The sequence below is a fragment of the Stenotrophomonas sp. STK16_22 genome, from assembly GCF_051984505.1.
In the GTDB taxonomy this organism is placed as follows: Bacteria; Pseudomonadota; Gammaproteobacteria; order Xanthomonadales; family Xanthomonadaceae; genus Stenotrophomonas; species Stenotrophomonas maltophilia_A.
Map to the genome: position 1 here is coordinate 4,092,415 of NZ_CP196972.1, position 17,389 is coordinate 4,109,803.

At 66.4% G+C, this 17,389-nt stretch carries 16 protein-coding genes; 10 read left to right on the forward strand and 6 right to left on the reverse strand.

Going from position 1 to position 17,389, the window contains the following annotated elements; genetic code table 11:
• Positions 1-138: 138 nt before the first annotated feature.
• Entirely contained in the window at positions 139-1,266 is a 1,128-nt protein-coding gene (locus ACSYAO_RS18925) for an NAD(P)-dependent alcohol dehydrogenase (protein ID WP_049460891.1), read from the reverse strand.
• Between the two features lie 17 nt (positions 1,267-1,283).
• Positions 1,284-2,750: a benzaldehyde dehydrogenase gene (locus ACSYAO_RS18930; protein WP_032129026.1), complete on the reverse strand. Its 1,467-nt coding sequence runs from the start codon at positions 2,748-2,750 to the stop codon at positions 1,284-1,286.
• Positions 2,751-2,943: 193 nt separating this feature from the next.
• Here ACSYAO_RS18930 and ACSYAO_RS18935 point away from each other — a divergent pair, with 193 nt between their 5' ends.
• Together ACSYAO_RS18935 and ACSYAO_RS18940 are read left to right on the forward strand one after the other, a co-directional pair.
• Positions 2,944-3,510, forward strand: a complete 567-nt coding sequence (locus tag ACSYAO_RS18935; RefSeq protein WP_032129027.1) for a DUF1415 domain-containing protein — start codon at positions 2,944-2,946, stop codon at positions 3,508-3,510.
• Positions 3,507-4,310 carry an SDR family oxidoreductase gene (locus ACSYAO_RS18940; protein ID WP_049460889.1) on the forward strand — a complete coding sequence of 268 codons (804 nt, stop codon included), beginning with the start codon at positions 3,507-3,509 and terminating at the stop codon, positions 4,308-4,310. Before ACSYAO_RS18935 ends, ACSYAO_RS18940 begins: the two co-directional genes overlap by 4 nt.
• 168 nt (positions 4,311-4,478) lie before the next feature.
• Here the strand turns inward: ACSYAO_RS18940 and ACSYAO_RS18945 are convergent, their stop codons facing one another.
• Complete coding sequence (locus ACSYAO_RS18945; protein WP_440566137.1) at positions 4,479-6,509, reverse strand: M3 family metallopeptidase; 2,031 nt, start codon at positions 6,507-6,509, stop codon at positions 4,479-4,481.
• 165 nt (positions 6,510-6,674) lie between these two features.
• Between ACSYAO_RS18945 and ACSYAO_RS18950 the strand changes: the two genes are divergently transcribed.
• The gene (locus tag ACSYAO_RS18950; protein ID WP_049460886.1) at positions 6,675-7,079 is read left to right on the forward strand and encodes a hypothetical protein; all 405 of its coding nucleotides are present in this window, start codon (positions 6,675-6,677) and stop codon (positions 7,077-7,079) included.
• Positions 7,080-7,137: 58 nt separating this feature from the next.
• Here ACSYAO_RS18950 and ACSYAO_RS18955 read toward each other — a convergent pair whose 3' ends face one another.
• The gene (locus ACSYAO_RS18955) at positions 7,138-8,250 is read right to left on the reverse strand and encodes a PLP-dependent cysteine synthase family protein (protein WP_049460884.1); all 1,113 of its coding nucleotides are present in this window, start codon (positions 8,248-8,250) and stop codon (positions 7,138-7,140) included.
• Between the two features lie 125 nt (positions 8,251-8,375).
• Between ACSYAO_RS18955 and gloA the strand changes: the two genes are divergently transcribed.
• Positions 8,376-8,891 (forward strand): lactoylglutathione lyase, encoded by a 516-nt coding sequence (gloA, locus tag ACSYAO_RS18960; protein WP_049460883.1) that lies wholly within the window; start codon positions 8,376-8,378, stop codon positions 8,889-8,891.
• Positions 8,892-8,980: 89 nt separating this feature from the next.
• Positions 8,981-9,409 carry a VOC family protein gene (locus ACSYAO_RS18965; RefSeq protein ID WP_049460881.1) on the forward strand — a complete coding sequence of 143 codons (429 nt, stop codon included), beginning with the start codon at positions 8,981-8,983 and terminating at the stop codon, positions 9,407-9,409.
• A 67-nt stretch (positions 9,410-9,476) separates the two neighbouring features.
• Here the strand turns inward: ACSYAO_RS18965 and ACSYAO_RS18970 are convergent, their stop codons facing one another.
• A complete protein-coding gene (locus ACSYAO_RS18970) occupies positions 9,477-9,908 on the reverse strand; it encodes a CBS domain-containing protein (protein WP_006394252.1) in 432 nt (143 codons plus the stop codon).
• Between the two features lie 445 nt (positions 9,909-10,353).
• Entirely contained in the window at positions 10,354-12,192 is a 1,839-nt protein-coding gene (glmS, locus tag ACSYAO_RS18975) for a glutamine--fructose-6-phosphate transaminase (isomerizing) (protein WP_049460878.1), read from the reverse strand.
• Between the two features lie 203 nt (positions 12,193-12,395).
• On the opposite strand from glmS, the gene ACSYAO_RS18980 reads away from it, so the two are divergent.
• From ACSYAO_RS18980 to ACSYAO_RS19000, 5 genes are read left to right on the forward strand one after another with little or no spacing between them, the layout of a single operon-like run.
• Complete coding sequence (locus ACSYAO_RS18980) at positions 12,396-13,673, forward strand: efflux RND transporter periplasmic adaptor subunit (RefSeq protein WP_049399200.1); 1,278 nt, start codon at positions 12,396-12,398, stop codon at positions 13,671-13,673.
• Positions 13,674-13,708: 35 nt separating this feature from the next.
• Complete coding sequence (locus ACSYAO_RS18985) at positions 13,709-14,434, forward strand: ABC transporter ATP-binding protein (protein WP_032129038.1); 726 nt, start codon at positions 13,709-13,711, stop codon at positions 14,432-14,434.
• Positions 14,435-14,444: 10 nt separating this feature from the next.
• The gene (locus ACSYAO_RS18990) at positions 14,445-15,743 is read left to right on the forward strand and encodes an ABC transporter permease (protein WP_049460876.1); all 1,299 of its coding nucleotides are present in this window, start codon (positions 14,445-14,447) and stop codon (positions 15,741-15,743) included.
• Positions 15,744-15,763: 20 nt separating this feature from the next.
• On the forward strand, positions 15,764-16,981 hold the full coding sequence (locus ACSYAO_RS18995; protein ID WP_049399196.1) for an ABC transporter permease: 1,218 nt from the start codon (positions 15,764-15,766) through the stop codon (positions 16,979-16,981).
• A gap of 16 nt (positions 16,982-16,997) precedes the next feature.
• The gene (locus tag ACSYAO_RS19000) at positions 16,998-17,375 is read left to right on the forward strand and encodes a PDZ domain-containing protein (RefSeq protein WP_177179520.1); all 378 of its coding nucleotides are present in this window, start codon (positions 16,998-17,000) and stop codon (positions 17,373-17,375) included.
• Positions 17,376-17,389 lie beyond the last annotated feature (14 nt).

Genomic DNA, 17,389 nt, shown 5'->3' on the forward strand with positions numbered 1-17,389 from the left:
GGCAACGCCATGTTACGTCTCGGCAACGGAGCGTTTCCGTTTCAAGACGCGTTCAAACAAAGGGGCAGAGCCGTTATCTTCTGGAAAACGGATCTGCCCCCCGGGCCGGCCGGCGGCCGGCACTACCAACAAGGGAAACTACGCCGCGATGCGCAGCACCGGCTTCAGGGTAATGCCACGGGTACTGTCTTCGGCGGCCTGGTTGATCTGGTCCAGCGGATAGAACTTCACCAGTTTGTCGAACGGAAAGCGTCCCTGCTGGAACAGGGTCACCAGCTGCGGAATGAACACCTGCGGCACACTGTCGCCCTCGACGATGCCGCGGATGCTGCGACCGCCGAGCAGCAGGTTGTTCACATCGAAACTGGCGGTGGTGCCCAGCTTCGGCGCACCGACCACGCCCATCATGCCCAGCCCACCCAGCGCCTCGACGCCAGCGGACAGCACGTCCGGACGACCGGTCGATTCCAGCGCGAAGTCAGCACCCCCACCCGTGATCGCACGCACCGCCTCGACCACATCGGTCTCCCGGCTGTTGACCACGTGGGTGGCCCCCAGCTCCAGAGCAAGCTCCAGGCGCGAAGGCACCACGTCGATGGCAATGATGGTGGTGGCCCCGGCCACCCTGGCCGCCATCACCGCGCTCAGGCCCACCGCACCGGCACCATAGCTTGCAAAGCTGCTGCCCGACCGCACCTGCAGCGAGTTGAGCACCGCACCGGCACCGGTCTGGATGCCGCACCCCAACGGGCCCAGCAGTTCCAGTGGTGCGTCATCAGGCACCTTGATCGCATTGATCTCGCGGGCCAGCGCGTAGGTGGCAAACGAGGACTGGGCGAAGAAATGATCGTGCAGCGGCTGGCCCTGCGCATCGGTGATCGCGGTATGGCCGTGGCCATCATCGCCACCGAAGTTCAGGGCGAAGAAATCCCTGCAGTAAGCACCGTGTCCACCCCGGCAGGGATTGCAGTGACCACAGGCGCCGTAGGTCAGCACCACGTGATCCCCCGCCTTGAGGTCGCGCACGTTCGGGCCAACCGCTTCGACGATGCCCGCCCCCTCATGGCCCAGCACCGCCGGCAGCGGCACCGGATAGTACTGATCGCGCACGATCAGGTCGGTATGGCACAGGCCGGTGGCCACCACCTTCACCAGCACCTCGTCGTCCTGCGGACCGCGCAGCGTCGCCTGCTCGATGACGAAGGGCTGCTCCTTGCCGCGTACCACGGCGGCGGTGATCTCACGCGTTGCGTTGTTGTCGTTCATCGTGATGGCTCCTTCGATCAGATCGGGTATGCGGGCGCTTCGCCCTTGACGGTCAACCACTGCCACTGGGTGAACTCCTCGCCGTTGGCCGGGCCACCGATGCTGGTGCCGTTGCCGGACGCGCCGACGCCGCCGAAGGGGTTGATCACCTCGTCATTCACGGTCTGGTCGTTGATGTGCAGCAGACCGGTACGCAGGCGCTCGCCGATCTTCAGCGCGCGGCCGACGTTGCTGGACACGATCGCCATCGACAGCCCGTACTCGCTGTCGTTGGCCAGGCGCACGGCTTCGTCGTCATCGTCGAACGGCACCACCACCGCTACCGGCGCGAAGATTTCCTCGCTGAAGGCCGGATTGTCGGCCGCAACGTTGCCGAGCACGGTGGGTGCGAAGAACAGCTCCCGGTGCGTGCCACCCGCTTCCAGCGTGGCACCGGCCTGCACCGCCTGCTCGACCACGCGTGCAGCATGGTCGCGCTGGCCGGCATTGATCAGCGGGCCGATCGCCACGTCCTCACGTGCCGGGTCGCCTACCTTCAGCGCGTTGGCCTTGGCCACCAGTTTCTGCAGGAACGTGTCATGGATCTTCCGGTGCACCAGCACGCGGCCGGTCGCCATGCAGATCTGGCCCTGGTGCAGGTAGACGCCCCACGCGGTGTTGGCCACCGCCAGGTCCAGGTCCGCATCGTCCAGGATGATCAACGAATTCTTGCCACCCAACTCCAGCGAAACCTTTTTCAGGTGCTTGCCCGCCGCTTCGCCGACCTTGCGCCCGGCGGCGGTGGAACCGGTGAACTGGATCATCGCCACGTGCGGGTCACTGGTCAGCGCGGCCCCGGCCGCGCCATCGCCGGGCAGCATGTGCAGCACGCCTGCCGGCAGGCCCGCCTGCTCGAACAGGCGCGCGATCACCGCGCCACCACACACTGCCGTACGCGGGTCCGGCTTGAGAACCACAGCGTTGCCCAGCGCGATCGCCGGGGCCACCGCACGCATCGCCAGGTAGAGCGGGAAGTTGAACGGCGAAATGACCCCGACCACACCCAGCGGGCGGCGCCGCGCCAGATTCAGCTTGCCCGGCTCGGAGGGCAGGATCTCACCCGTGCTGCGCGACGGCAGTGCGGCGGCCTCGTGCAGCGCCTTGATCGTCACCTTGGCCTCGAAGCCGGCCTTCAGGCGGGTCGAGCCGCTTTCGCGCACCAGCCACTCGACCAGGGTGTCGATGTTCTCTTCGGCCAGACGCGCGGCCTTGCGCAGCACGTCGGCACGCTGTTCGTAGGGCGCCGCCGCCCAAGCCTGTTGCGCCTGTGCCGCGGCAGCCGCCGAACGCGCGATCTGCGCCGGATCGGCCAGGCCGATCTCGCCCAGCTCCCGGCCAGTGGCCGGTTCAATCACCGGGTGCCGTTGCGGGGCAGCCTGCCAGTGGCCATCAAAGAAGGCGCCGGCCCAGAGGGCGTCCGGCAGCCACGGGGAAGATGCAGTCATGGGTGTCCTCCTGTTTCGTGCATCCATTCCACGCCCGTCGCCCCGGACTGGCAATCGGCCATCCATCGGTAGCGCGCAACGGTTTGAATCTTCAGGAATTTCCAGCTTCGCCACTGTCCAGTTCCTGCACAGTGGACAGCGCAGCACCGGCACACTGCCTACAATGGCGGCCCCGCCAGCCCACGTGCCCGCCATGACCGATTCACACCTGCCCACCGATGACCCGATCGCCGCCACCCGCCTGTGGCTGGAGCGCATCGTCATCGGCCTGAACCTGTGCCCGTTCGCCAAGGCGGTGTACGTGAAGGACCAGGTCCGCATCGTGCTCAGCGATGCGACCACGCCGGAAGCGCTGGTTGAACAGCTGGCCGAGGAGCTGGTGCTGCTGCGCGATACGCCGGCCGAGCAGATCGACACGACGCTGATCGTGCATCCGCAGGTGCTGACCGATTTCCTCGACTACAACGATTTCCTCGACAACGCCGATGCGGCGATCGAGGCACTGGACCTGCAGGGCATCCTGCAGGTGGCCAGCTTCCACCCGGACTACCAGTTCGATGGCGTGGCCGCGGACGACGCCAGCAACTACACCAACCGCGCACCCTTCCCCACCCTGCACCTGCTGCGCGAAGACAGCGTGGCACGCGCGGTGGATGTCTATCCGGACCCGGACGTGATCGTCGAGCGCAACATCCAGACCCTGGACCGCATCGGTGTGGACGGCTGGCATCGCCGCCTGCGCGGCGAAGACCTGACGTGAGCACGGTGCCGCCGATCGCCGCATGGCCGGCCGCGCCACTGTCGGGCAAGGTTGTGCTGGTCACCGGCGGTGCCAACGGCATCGGCCGTGGTATTGCCCAGGCCGTACTTGGTGCCGGTGGACGCGTGCTGATCGGCGACCTGGACGTGGAGGCCGGAGAAGCGTGTCTGGCGGAATGGCAGCGCGGCGAGGATGCCGCGTTCCAGCGCCTGGACATCACCGACGAAGCCAGCGTGCGCGACTTCATCGCCGTGGCCCTGCAGCGTTTCGGCCGTATCGACGGACTGGTGAACAACGCGGGCATCGCCGGTCCACACGGCACAGGGTTGCAGGATATGGACTGGGACGAGTGGCAGCGCCGGCTGTCGTCACTGCACGGTGCATTCCTGTGCAGCAAGCACACGTTGCCAGCACTGACCGCCAGCGCCGCCGGTGCGATCATCAACATCGCCTCCACCCGGGCCTGGCAATCCGAAGCACACAGCGAAGCCTATGCGGCAGCCAAGGGTGGGCTGGTGGCCTTCACCCATGCACTTGCGATCAGCGCCGGTCCGGCGGTGCGTGTGAACAGCATCAGCCCCGGCTGGATCGGCACCACTGCGTGGCAGGCCCCCTCACGGCGCCACGCGCCGGAATACTCAGCCATCGACCATGCGCAACACCCGGTCGGCCGGGTCGGCCGCCCCGAAGACATCGGTGCACTGGCGGTGTACCTGCTGTCGTCGCTGTCCGGTTTCACCACCGGCCAGGACTTCATCGTGGACGGCGGCATGACCCGGAAGATGATCTACGCCGAATGACCCCAAGGCGCGACGCCCGGTAGAGGCCAACCTTGGTTGGCCTGGGCTTTTCGCCAACCAAGGTTGGCGCCTACCAAGGCGTTACGCCATGTCCGAACATTCCGGTAGATCCACGCCATGCGTGGATAACGGTAACGTGCCAACCAAGGTTGGCACCTACCAAACACCTTACGCCATGCCCGAGTGGCGCAGCAGCGCGTCGATCAGAGGCGCGCGGCCGCGGAAGGCCTTGAAGTTCTCCGCCGCCGGGCGGCTGCCACCGCGCGACAGGATCTCTTCGCGGAAGCGCGCGCCGGTTTCAGCCAGCGCCTGCGGCGCCTCCTCGAACGCCGCATAGGCATCGGCGCTCAGCACCTCGGCCCACTTGTAGCTGTAGTAACCGGCTGCGTAGCCGCCGGCGAAGATGTGGCTGAACTGATGCGGGAAGCGGTTCCAGACCGGCGGGTGGTTCACCGCCACTTCCGCGCGCACACGATCGAGCAGTGCCAGAACGCTGTCCTGCGCCGGTTCGAACTGGCTGTGCAGCAGCATGTCGAACAGGCCGAACTCCAGCTGGCGCACCGTGGCCATGCCGCTGTGGAAGTTGCGTGCAGCCAGCATGCGCTCGTACAGCGCGCGCGGCAGCGGCTCGCCACTGTCCACATGTGCGGTCATCGCCTGCAGGTGCTCCCATTCCCAGCAGAAGTTCTCCATGAACTGGCTGGGCAGCTCCACCGCGTCCCATTCCACGCCGTTGATGCCGGCCACGCCCAGTTCGCCGATGCGGGTCAGCAGCTGATGCAGGCCGTGGCCCATTTCATGGAACAGGGTGGTCACTTCATTGTGGCTGAAGGTGGCCGGCTTGCCATTGGCACCTCGGCCGAAGTTGCACACCAGGTAGACCAGCGGCGTCTGCACGCTGCCGTCGGCACACTCGCGGCGGTTACGGCAATCATCCATCCACGCGCCACCGCGCTTGCCTTCGCGCGCGTACAGGTCCAGGTAGAACTGGCCCACCAGCCCGCCCTGCGCATCGACCAGGCGGAAGAAGCGCACATCCTCGTGCCACACCGGCGCGCTGTCCTCCTGCACGCGCAGGCCGTACAGCTGCTCGATCACCGAGAACAGGCCGCCCAGCACCTTCGGTTCGGTGAAGTACTGCTTCACTTCCTGTTCGGAATAGCTGTAACGCGCCTGCTTCAGGCGATCGGCAGCGAATGCCAGGTCCCAGGCCTGCAGGCTGTCGATACCGAGTTGCTCGCGTGCGAACTGTTCCAGTTCAGCACGGTCCTTGGCCGCGAACGGCTTGGCGCGCGAGGCCAGGTCACGCAGGAAACCGAGCACCTCGGCCGGGTCCTGCGCCATCTTGGTCGCCACCGAATAATCACCATACGAACCGAAGCCGAGCAGTGCGGCGAGTTCCGCGCGCAGGGCGAGGATGCGGTCGATGTTGCCGCTGTTGTCCAGCGTGTCATCGCCGAATTCGGACGCACGCTGTGCGCTGGCACGGTACAGGATCTCGCGCAGGTCGCGGTCCTCACCCCAGGTCTGCACCGGCAGGTAGCACGGCATCTGCAGGGTCAGTTTCCAGCCAGACTTGCCGTCCTTCTGTGCTGCGGCATGCGCGGCGGCCTTCACGTCTTCCGGCAGGCCCTTCAATCGTGCTTCGTCCTCGACGATCAGCGACCAGGCATCGGTAGCGTCAAGAACGTTCTGCGAGAACTTCGCCGACAGCGCCGACAGTTCTTCCTTGATCGCCGCGAAGCGCTGCTGCGCCTCCGGCGCCAGCTCGGCGCCGCCGAGGCGGAAGTCACGCAGCGTGTTGTCCAGCACCTTGCGCTGGGCCTCGTCGAAGCGCGCCGCCTCGGTGCTGGCGGCCAGCGTCTGGTACTGCCGGTACAACGCCAGGTTCTGGCTGAGCGCGCTGGCGAAGCGGGTCACCCGCGGCAGGTTGCTGTTGTAGGCCTCGCGCAGTTCCGGGGTGTTGACCACGCCCTGCAGGTGGCCGACCAGGCCCCAGGCGCGCCACAGGCGCTCGGTGGCGTCATCCAGCGGGGCCACAAAGGTCTCCCAGCGCACCGGCTGCACCTGCTCGGCCGCGCTGACGGCGGCTTCGGCCTCGGCCAGCAGCACGTCCAGCGCCGGCGCCACGTGCTCGGGGCGGATCGCCTCGAAGCGCGGCAGGCCGGAAAAATCGAGCAGGGGGTTGGCAACGGTCACGGCAGATCTCCAGGGAACGGGCCCGGCGGGCGGGCAGCTTGGTAGATATGGCGCTGGCAGGCGTGGCTGACAAGGGGGCGCGGCATTCACATCGGCCTTACGGTCACGCATCGAAGCTCTGGCTGCGGGGGAGTCCGCAGCGGTACGCACCGAACGAGGCCCTACATGGAAGGTCTGGCTGCAGTTGCATCCGCCTCACCGGCCCGGTCACTGGCATTGTCCGCCAGCCCGGCCGAACTGACCTGGATCGCCGCATTGTGCGATGCCGGCGACGACGCCCCGCGTCACCTGCATCAACTGCAGGCAGTGCTGCAGCAGGGCGGCACGTTCAACGATGCCCAGGAGTGGTACCCGTTCGAGGTGATCGAACGTGGCGCCAGCCAGCTGCGGCTGGGCCATGAGCGCGAGTTCGTGATCTGCGTGCTGCTGTGGCTGCAGGCGCTGGCCCAGGGCCGTGCCAGCATCCTGGACCCGAGCCTGCATCTGGATGATCGCGCGATGGACATCGAGGCCTTGCCCGATGCGCTGCGAGATGCAGTGCTGGACGCGTTCACCGCGGCGGGGTATTGATCGGGGTACGACACACCGCTGCGCTCGTCGGGCATCGCCCGGCGGAAATGCCGGCCGGCTACAACGCTTCCAGGCTGCACCACGGCAGTTCCGGCAGCCCCTGCCCGGCCACTGCCGCTGCCAGCTGTGCATCGGCGCCGTCGACATCGATGCCCTGCCGCGCGTACCACGCCGGGTCGTAGTAGCTCTGCGCGTAGCGCTCGCCACTGTCGCACAGGATGCTGACAATGCTGCCCTGGTGGCCTGCCTCACGCATCCACTGCGCCGCCCGCAGCACACCGATGAAGTTGGTGCCGGTGGAGCCACCCACGCGTCGACCGAGCTGGCGGCTGACATGGCGCATCGCGGCCAGGCTCAGCGCGTCGGGCACCTTCACCATCGCATCGACGCTGGTCGGGATGAAGCTCGGCTCCACCCGCGGCCGGCCGATGCCTTCCACGCGCGAACCGCCGCTGCAGGTCAGGCCGCGCCAGTCCTGCTGGCCGGCCACGGCAGCCTGATAGCCATCGAAGAACACCGACACTTCCGGGTCCGCGCAAAGGATGCGGGTGTCATGCCGGCGGTAGCTGACATAGCGGCCCAGCGTCGCTGCGGTACCGCCGGTACCGGGGCTGCACACGATCCATTCCGGAACCGGGCTGGGCTCCTCGGCCATCTGCTTGAAGATGGACTCGGCAATGTTGTTGTTGGCGCGCCAGTCGGTCGCCCGCTCGGCATAGGTGAACTGGTCCATGAAGTGGCCACCGGTTTCGCGGGCCAGCTTCTCCGATTCACCGTTGAGTTCGCAGGCGCGCTCGACCAGGTGGCAGCGGCCCCCGTGGAATTCGATGGCGGCAATCTTCTCCGGCGAGGTCGTGGCCGGAATCACCGCGATGAACGGCACCCCCAGCAGGCGCGCGAAATAGGCCTCGGACACTGCCGTCGACCCGCTGGAAGCCTCGATCACCGGCCGCCCTTCGCGCAGCCAGCCGTTGGTCAACGCATACAGGAACAGCGAGCGCGCCAGCCGGTGCTTGAGGCTGCCGGTGGGATGGCTTGATTCATCCTTCAGGTACACATCGATGCCCGCGAACCCGGCCAGCGCCAACGGGATCAGGTGGGTATCGGCGGAACGGTTGAAATCGGCTTCGATCTTGCGGATGGCGGCGGCCACCCATTCACGCTGCGACATGGCGGGCAATGGTCATCAGGACGGAACGGTGCTATCTGGCCATTGTATGTCGCGAATGGCCAAATTCAGAGCCGGTAGAATGGCCACATCCGGCCGGCAACGGCCCTGTCTGAAGGACCTCCCCCATGACCATCCCCGCCCTGCGCGATGTCCCCGGCGTCGCCGCCCAGGCTCCGGCCGAGACCACCGGCTTCGTGTTCAACCACACCATGCTGCGGGTGAAGGACATCACCGCCTCGCTGGACTTCTACACCCGCGTGCTGGGCTACCAGCTGATCGACAAGCGCGACTTCGCCGAAGCCCAGTTCAGCCTGTACTTCCTGGCCTACGTACCGGCCGGCGCGGTGGTGCCGGAAGACGACAGCCAGCGCCGCGTGTGGATGGCCGGCCTGCCGGGCGTGCTGGAACTGACCCACAACCATGGCACCGAGGCCCAGGACGGCGCGGTCTACCACGACGGCAACAGCGACCCGCGCGGCTTCGGCCACATCTGCGTGTCCGTGCCGGACATCGAAGCCGCCTGCCAGCGCTTCGAGGACCTGGGCGTGACCTTCCAGAAGCGCCTGACCGACGGCCGCATGAAGAACCTGGCCTTCATCAAGGACCCGGACGGCTACTGGGTCGAGATCATCGCCAACTGACAAAAGGGGACGGAGGGGATTAAGTCGTTTCTGGCACTATTGGCTGGAAGTGACTTAATCCCCTCCGTCCCCTTTTTTGCGAGGTTCGTATGGAAACGATGGAACTGCACCGCGGACGACTGATCGACCACATCCAGCTGGTCGTACGCGACCTCACCGCCAGCCGCCGCTTCTACCAGGCGGTGTTCGACACGATCGGCATCCCGATCGCCGGCGAAGGCGAGGATTACTTCTGGGCCGATGAGCTGTTCATTTCCAGCGCCACCAGCGAGGCCGCCGCCGGCCAGCTCACCGGGCGCCACCATCTGGCGTTCCAGGCACGCGACAGCGCCACCGTCGATGCCTTCCACACTGCGGCCATCGCCGCCGGAGGCAAGGACAACGGCGCACCCGGCGAGCGCCCCTACCATCCCGGCTACTACGGCGCCTTTGTGCTCGATCCGGATGGCAACAACATCGAAGTGGTCTATCACGGTCCGGCGAACTACAGCGCCGATTCGGTGAAGGTCACTTTCTGATATCACCGAAGCCGTGAACGAAGAAGCCGGGCAATGCCCGGCTTCTCTGCATCCAAGGGTCCAGCCCTCAGTGGGCGGCCATGTAGATGTCCTGCAGCACGGCCTTTTCCAGCTCCAGCTCGCCCAGCAGGTTCTTCACGATGTCGCCCAGGCTGAGGATGCCCACCAGCAGGGTGCCTTCGGTGACCATCAGATGACGGCGCCGCGAGTATGTCATCAGCGACATGGCCTGCTTCAGGGTCGCTTCCGGCGCAATGCCTTCCAGGCCGGTGGACGGCAGGCTGGAAATCACCCGGCGGCCGGCCTGCGGGCCGTCGTCGGCCAGGGTGCGCACGATGTCCTTCTCGGAAATGATGCCGACCGGGGCATCGTCCTTCATCACCACCAGCGCAGCGATCTTGTTCGCGCTCATCTTGTGGGCGGCGGCACCGATGGTGTCTTCGGCGTCGATGGTGATGACAGCTTCTTTCTTGGATTGCAGGAGTTCGCGGACGTTCATTCTTGTTTCCTGGTGCAGGTCACTAAGTCAAAAAGTGTGCTCTTCCGATACGCCCCCTCCCCGGGAACAGACCTTTCAGCGCACGTCTGGCGCACCCGGCTGCCGGTGGAAATGGATCGGCAGACGACGTGCTGCAACGCGAACGAGGTGGGTTCAACCGCTCAACCCGGCCCTCGGTCAAATCGATTCTACGACTGCGACCATCGGTCACTACCGGCATCGATAGGACAGTTCGTCGTAGGAACCAACTGACGATCCAGAGGATGGCACCGCGGCTGAAACCGCCGCTGAATACAGGCGATGTCGCGCATTAAAGATTGATTGCCTGCTGCCGACAGCGGACAGAACACCCGGCGGCTGTCCCACTTGGCACGACCACCGGCGCAAACGAAAGGGGCCCACGTGGGGCCCCTTTCGCATGCAGCTTCCAGCGGTTCCGGCGGAGTTACTCCACCGTCACGCTCTTGGCCAGGTTGCGTGGCTTGTCCACGTCGGTGCCACGTGCCAGTGCGGTGTGGTACGCCAGCAGCTGCACCGGGATGGTGTGCACGATCGGGCTGAGCACGCCGGCATGGCGCGGCGTGCGGATCACATGCACGCCTTCGGACTCGTTGAAGTTGCTGTCATGGTCGGCGAACACGAACAGCTCGCCGCCGCGCGCGCGCACTTCCTGCATATTCGACTTCACCTTCTCCAGCAGGCTGTCGTTGGGCGCGATCACCACTACCGGCATGTCCTCGTCCACCAGCGCCAGCGGGCCATGCTTCAGCTCGCCCGCCGGATAGGCCTCGGCGTGGATGTAGGAGATTTCCTTGAGCTTGAGCGCGCCTTCCAGCGCGATCGGGTAATGCAGGCCACGACCCAGGAACAGCGCACTGCTCTTGCGCGCGAAACGCTCGGCCCAGGCGGCGATCTGCGGCTCCATGTTCAGCGCGTGCTGCACGCTGCCCGGCAGGAAGCGCAGCTGCTCCAGGTAGTCCGCTTCCTGCGCCGCGTCGATGCGGCCATGCAGCTTGCCCAGCACCACGGTCAGCTGGAACAGTGCGGCCAGCTGGGTGGTGAAGGCCTTGGTCGACGCCACGCCGATCTCGGCGCCGGCACGGGTGTAGCAGACAAGCTCGCTGGCGCGCGGAATCGCGCTTTCCGGCACGTTGCAGATCGACAGCGTGTGCTTGTGGCCCAGCGACTTGGCGTACTTCAGCGCTTCCATCGTATCCAGCGTTTCGCCGGACTGGGAGATGGTGACGATCAGGTGCTTCGGGTTGGCATAGGCGGCGCGGTAGCGGTACTCGCTGGCAATCTCCACGCTGCACGGCAGGCCGGCAATGGCTTCGATCCAGTAGCGCGCGGTCAGGCCGGCGTAATAGCTGGTGCCGCAGGCGATGATCTGCACGCCTTCGATGCCTGACAGCACGGCCTCGGCATTCTTGCCGAACAGTTCGGCCGGGAAACCACCGGCGTCGATCGCTGCCTCGATGGTGTCGCCCAGCGCGCGCGGCTGCTCGTGGATTTCCTTCTGCATGAAGTGGCGGTACGGGCCCAGCTCCAGCGATGCCAGCGATACGTCGGACAGGTGCACCTCGCGCTCGATCGGCTGGTCATGCTCATCGAAGATGCGCACGCCGTCGCGGCGGATTTCGGCGGTGTCGCCCTCTTCCAGGAAGATCACCTTGCGGGTGGCCGAGATCACCGCCGAAACGTCGGACGCCACGAAGTTCTCGCCCTCACCCAGGCCGATCAGCAGCGGGCAGCCCATGCGCGCGCACACGAAGCGTTCCGGCTCGGCGCGGCTGACCACGGCCAGCGCGTAGGCGCCGGTCAGCTCCTTCACCGTGTGCTGCAGCGCCACCAGCAGGTCGTCGCCGTCCTTCAGGTGGTGATGGATCAGGTGCGCGATGACTTCGGTGTCGGTCTGCGACTCGAAGGTGTAACCCAGGGCACGCAGCTTCTCGCGCTGCTCCTCGTGATTTTCAATGATGCCGTTGTGCACCAGTGCCACGCCGTGGCTGATGTGCGGATGCGCGTTGGCCTCGGTGACACCACCGTGGGTGGCCCAGCGGGTGTGGCCGATGCCCAGCACTGCATTGAAGCCCTCGGCCTCGGCCGCAGTGGCCATTTCCGACACACGGCCGGTACGACGCACGCGGCGCACATCCGGCCGTTCGGCATGGTCGATCACCGCGATGCCCGAGGAATCGTAACCACGGTACTCAAGGCGCTTCAGGCCTTCGATCAGCACCGGCACTACGTCGCGATCAGCGATCGCACCCACGATTCCACACATGTCACGCGTTTCCTTGAAGACGATCGCCGCATTCTAGCCTGCGGGCCCGCGCTCCCCCTCCTGTCCGCTTAATGAAAGTGTCCGGAAAGGTGTCCGCGGACACCCGGACACTTCAGGGTGCCTCCCAACCCATTGACCCACAAGGAAATAAAGTTGGCACGCTACGTGCTTGGTACCCACTACCACCGTCAGGCACGCACCCGATGATCCGCGACACCTCCGCACAGGACCAGATCGTTTCCTCCGCCCCGGCCGGCACCACCCGAGCCAACTGGCAGCGTTACCGCTGGCCGGCACTGGGCGCCATCGCGCTGCTGGCCGGCATCGGCTGGGCCGTGTACGCCTGGTCCAACGCCAGCCGCTCCTACGACAGCAGCCGCGTGCGCATCGCCGAAGTGAAGCGCGGTGACCTGGTCCGCGACATCGCCGCCGACGGCCGCGTGATCGCCGCCAACAGCCCGATCCTGTACGCCATCTCGGCCGGTACCGTGGACCTGAAAGTCGTTGCCGGTGACGTGGTCAAGAAGGACCAGGAGCTGGCGGTCATCGACAGCCCGGAACTGCGCAGCAAGCTGGCCCAGGAGCAGGCCACCCTGGCCGGCCTGGAAGCCGAGGCCAGCCGCGCCGCGCTGGACGCCACCCTGGCCCGCGCCAAGTCGCGCAAGGAAACCGACCAGGCCACCATCGAGCGCCAGGCCGCCGACCGCGACCTGCAGCGCTACCAGCGCGGTTACGACGGCGGTGCAGTACCGCAGATCGATCTGGCCAAGGCCAAGGACTCGCTGAAGAAGGCCGATATCACCCTGGCCAACGCCACCACCGATGCCCGCCTGCAGAGCCAGGGCGCGGACCTGGACGCCCGCAACAAGCGCCTGCTGGCCGACCGCCAGAAGGCGGTGGTGGCCGAGGTGCAGCGCCAGGTGGACGCGCTGACCCTGCGCGCACCGTTCGACGGCCAGGTCGGCCAGGTGCAGGCCGTCCAGTCCACCAACCTGGCCGCCAATGCGCCCGTGCTGGGCGTGGTCGACCTGTCCAAGTTCGAGGTCGAGATCAAGGTGCCGGAGAGCTTCGCTCGCGACCTGGCGATCGGCATGCCGGCGCAGCTGACCGGCGGCAACGGCAAGCCGTTCCCGGGCGAGATCAGTGCGGTGTCGCCGGAAGTGGTCAACGGCGAGGTCAACGCCCGCGTGCGCTTCGCCAGCGCGCAGCCGGAAGGCCTGCGCCAGAGCCAGCGGATGTCGGTGCGCGTGCTGCTCGACACCCGCAAGGACGTGCTGAAGGTCGAGCGCGGCCCGTTCGTCGAACAGGGCAACGGCATCGCCTACGTGATGGATGGCCGCACCGCAGTGCGGCGTCCGGTGGAACTGGGCGTCAGCAGCCTGGGCGAAGTGGAAATCAAGTCGGGTGTGCAGCCGGGCGACCGCATCGTGGTCTCTGGCAGCGACCTGTTCAAGGACGCCGAACGCGTCTCCGTCAACTGATACCTGATACCTGAATCCTGGAGAGAGGACACCCCATGTACATGCTCGAAATGCGTTCGGTCGCCAAGGTCTTCCGCACCGAACAGGTGGAAACCCACGCACTGCGCTCGCTGGAACTGCAGGTCAAGGAAGGTGAGTTCGTCGCCGTCACCGGCCCGTCAGGCTCCGGCAAGACCACCTTCCTCAATATCGCCGGCCTGCTGGAAACCTTCACCAGCGGCACCTACATGCTTGACGGCCAGGACGTGAGCACGCTGGGCGATGATGCCCGCAGCCGCCTGCGCAACCAGAAGATCGGTTTCATCTTCCAGGGCTTCAACCTGATCCCCGACCTGAACCTGTTCGACAACGTCGACGTGCCGCTGCGCTATCGGAAGATGAGCGCCAACGAGCGCCGCGAACGTATCGAGAAGGCGCTGAGCCAGGTCGGCCTCGGCTCGCGCATGAAGCATTATCCGAATGAACTGTCGGGTGGCCAGCAGCAGCGCGCGGCCATCGCGCGTGCGCTGGCCGGCAGCCCGCGCCTGCTGCTGGCCGACGAACCGACCGGCAACCTGGACACACAGATGGCCCGCGGCGTGATGGAACTGCTGGAGGAGATCAACGCTGCCGGCACCACCATCGTGATGGTCACCCACGATCCGGAACTGGCCGCGCGCGCGCAGCGCAACGTGCACATCGTCGATGGCCAGGTGACCGACCTGGTGCGCGAGCCGGTGCTGGCCACCCCGCCGCGCCACATCGTCGCCGTCAACGAGTGAGGGCCCGACCATGTTCGCCTACTACGCCCGATTGGCGGTGCGCAGCTTCCGCCGCAACAAGGTACTGACCGCGTTGATGGTGATTGCTATCGCGCTAGGCATCGGCGCCTCGATGACCACGCTGACGGTGTTCCATGTGCTGTCCGGTGACCCGATCCCCGGCAAGAGTGACCGCCTGTTCTATGTGCAGCTTGATGCCGCGACCGGCGCCTATGTCGCTGGCGAGGAACCGGAAACCCAGCTGACCCGCTTCGACGGTGAAGCCCTGCTGCGCGAGGCCAAAGGCGAGCGCCAGGCACTGATGAGCGGCGGCGGCGGTACCATCGAACCGGACAACAGCACTCTCAAGCCCTTCAGCATCGACACCCGCTGGACCTCGGCCGACTTCTTCCCGATGTTCGAGGTGCCCATGCAGTACGGCCGCCCCTGGACGCGCGAGGACGATGAAGGCCGTGCACGCGTGGTGGTCATCTCCAAGGCGCTCAATGACAAGCTGTACCAGGGCGCCAACAGCGTGGGCCGCGACCTGCGCATGGAAGGGCAGAGCTACCGCATCGTCGGCGTGATGAAGGAATGGAGTCCGGAGCCGCACTTCTACGACCTGACCACGGGCAGCTACGGCAAAAACGAGGACCTGCTGCTGCCGATCTCCACCTCCTTCGACCTGAAGCTGGGCAACAACGGCAACATGAACTGCTTCGGCGAGAATCCCGATGGCAACAGCTACTCGCTCAACGCACCGTGCGCGTGGCTGCAGTACTGGGTGGAGATGGACCCGGCCAAGGCCGCCGACTACCGCCGCTACCTGGAGAACTATTCGACCCAGCAGCGCGAGGCCGGCCGCTTCAAACATCCGCCGAACGTGCGCCTGCGCACCGTGATGGAATGGCTGGACTTCAATGGCGCAGTCCCCAGCGATGTGCGCCTGCAGCTGTGGCTGGCGCTGGGCTTCCTGGGTGTCTGCCTGGTCAACACGGTGGGCCTGCTGCTGGCCAAGTTCCTGCGCCGCAGTGGTGAGATCGGCGTGCGCCGCGCCCTCGGTGCCAGCCGTCGCCAGATCTTCCTGCAGTGCCTGGTGGAAGCCGGTGCGGTCGGCGTGGTCGGTGGCGTGCTGGGTATCGGCCTGGCCCTGCTTGGCCTGTTCGCGGTGCGCCAGCAACCGGTGGAATACGCAAAGCTGGCCCACCTGGACGGCAACATGCTGCTGCTCGCGCTGGGCCTGACCCTGCTCGCCAGTCTTGCCGCCGGGTTCCTGCCCGCCTGGCGCGCCATGCAGGTCACCCCGGCCATCCAGCTCAAGTCGCAGTAAGCACCCGAACGAGGACTCCCATGGACATCCGCCCCATCCTCAGCACGCTGCGCCGGCACAAGACCGCCGCTGCCCTGATCGTGCTGGAAGTCGCACTGACCTGCGCCATCGTCTGCAACGCGCTGTTCCTGGTCAGCCAGCGCGTGGAGAAGATCAGCATGCCCAGCGGCATCGCCGAGAGCGAACTGGTCATGCTGCGCGTCAGCGGCATCGGCAAGCAGACCGACGCCATGGCCCGCACCCGCGAGGACCTGGCATCGCTGCGCGCGATTCCCGGCGTCAGCAACGTCACCATCATCAACCAGGTCCCCTTCCGCAACGGCTCCTCCAGCAGCAGCATTTCGCGTGTGATCGACCAGGAACGGCCGACCACCAACGCCTCGATGTACACCCTGTCCGAGAACGGGCTGGCCACGATGGGCATCAACCTGATCGCAGGCCGCGATTTCCTGCCCGACGAGTACCAGAACTTCGAAGACGCCAGCAAGGGCGGCGCAAAGGAGAACGCGATCCCGGTCATCCTCACCCAGGCCACCGCCGCCAAGATGGAACCCAATGGCAGTGCGCTGGGCAAGACCTACTACATGGGCAAGCAGCCGCTGCATGTGGTCGGCATCGTCGACACGCTCAGCACGCCCAACGGCTGGAATGACAACTGGACCAACTCGATGCTGCTGCCCATGCGGCGCACCTTCGACGAAGGTGGCACGTATGTGCTGCGCACTTCGCCGGAACGCCGCAAGGAAGTACTCGATGCCGGTGCCGCCGCGCTGGAACGCAACGACCCCAACCGGCTGATGCGCGACAAGCTGACCTATGAAGACCAGCGCAAGGACTTCTTCAAGAACGACCGCGCGATGGTCGGCCTGCTGATCACCGTCAGCATCTCGCTGCTGGTGGTCACCGCGCTGGGCATCATCGGCCTGGCCAGCTTCTGGGTGCAGCAGCGCAGCAAGCAGATCGGCATCCGCCGTGCGCTGGGCGCGACCCGCGGGCAGATCCTGCGCTACTTCCAGACCGAGAACTTCCTGCTGGCCACGCTGGGCATCGTGCTGGGCATGCTGGCGGCCTACGCCATCAACCTGGCGCTGATGAACCTGTACGAGCTGCCGCGCATGCCGCTGTACTACCTGCCGCTGGGTGCACTGCTGCTGTGGGTGCTGGGCCAGATCGCCGTGTTCGGGCCGGCGCGGCGTGCGGCAGCGGTGCCGCCTGCGGTCGCCACGCGGGGCGCGTGAGATGCGTGCCCGCGCGATGTGCCTGATGCTGCTCCTGCCATTGCCGGCGCTGGCCGGCGGTGGCAGTGCGCAGACACTGGAGTGGCGCCAGGATGCCGCGCGGTTGTCCTTGCGCTCAACGGAGGGCCAGGTGCGCGTGGAGGCCGCCAGCCCGGAAATGCGCTTCGGCGTGCGCAGTGGCGATCGCATCCTGCGCGTGGACGACACGGCGGTGCGCCGGGTCGAACACCTTGCCGAGGCCCTGCGTCATTCCAACGCAGCCACCGCCTATCTGTTGCTGCGCCGCGACAAGCGCGAACTGACGGTGGCGGTCGACGCCGCAGCCTGGCGCCAGGCGCTGGAGGTGCCGCCGCCACCCGCGCCGCCACGGCCCCCGGTGCCTCCCCGGCGCTGAGCGAGGGCCGCTCC

Coding starts and splice junctions, on each gene's coding strand:
- ACSYAO_RS18925 (WP_049460891.1), bottom strand. CDS start 1,266: ATGAACGACAACAACGCAACGCGTGAGATCACCGCCGCCGTGGTACGC.
- ACSYAO_RS18930 (WP_032129026.1), bottom strand. CDS start 2,750: ATGACTGCATCTTCCCCGTGGCTGCCGGACGCCCTCTGGGCCGGCGCC.
- ACSYAO_RS18935 (WP_032129027.1), top strand. CDS start 2,944: ATGACCGATTCACACCTGCCCACCGATGACCCGATCGCCGCCACCCGC.
- ACSYAO_RS18950 (WP_049460886.1), top strand. CDS start 6,675: ATGGAAGGTCTGGCTGCAGTTGCATCCGCCTCACCGGCCCGGTCACTG.
- ACSYAO_RS18955 (WP_049460884.1), bottom strand. CDS start 8,250: ATGTCGCAGCGTGAATGGGTGGCCGCCGCCATCCGCAAGATCGAAGCC.
- gloA (WP_049460883.1), top strand. CDS start 8,376: ATGACCATCCCCGCCCTGCGCGATGTCCCCGGCGTCGCCGCCCAGGCT.
- ACSYAO_RS18965 (WP_049460881.1), top strand. CDS start 8,981: ATGGAAACGATGGAACTGCACCGCGGACGACTGATCGACCACATCCAG.
- ACSYAO_RS18970 (WP_006394252.1), bottom strand. CDS start 9,908: ATGAACGTCCGCGAACTCCTGCAATCCAAGAAAGAAGCTGTCATCACC.
- glmS (WP_049460878.1), bottom strand. CDS start 12,192: ATGTGTGGAATCGTGGGTGCGATCGCTGATCGCGACGTAGTGCCGGTG.
- ACSYAO_RS18980 (WP_049399200.1), top strand. CDS start 12,396: ATGATCCGCGACACCTCCGCACAGGACCAGATCGTTTCCTCCGCCCCG.
- ACSYAO_RS18985 (WP_032129038.1), top strand. CDS start 13,709: ATGTACATGCTCGAAATGCGTTCGGTCGCCAAGGTCTTCCGCACCGAA.
- ACSYAO_RS18990 (WP_049460876.1), top strand. CDS start 14,445: ATGTTCGCCTACTACGCCCGATTGGCGGTGCGCAGCTTCCGCCGCAAC.
- ACSYAO_RS18995 (WP_049399196.1), top strand. CDS start 15,764: ATGGACATCCGCCCCATCCTCAGCACGCTGCGCCGGCACAAGACCGCC.
- ACSYAO_RS19000 (WP_177179520.1), top strand. CDS start 16,998: ATGTGCCTGATGCTGCTCCTGCCATTGCCGGCGCTGGCCGGCGGTGGC.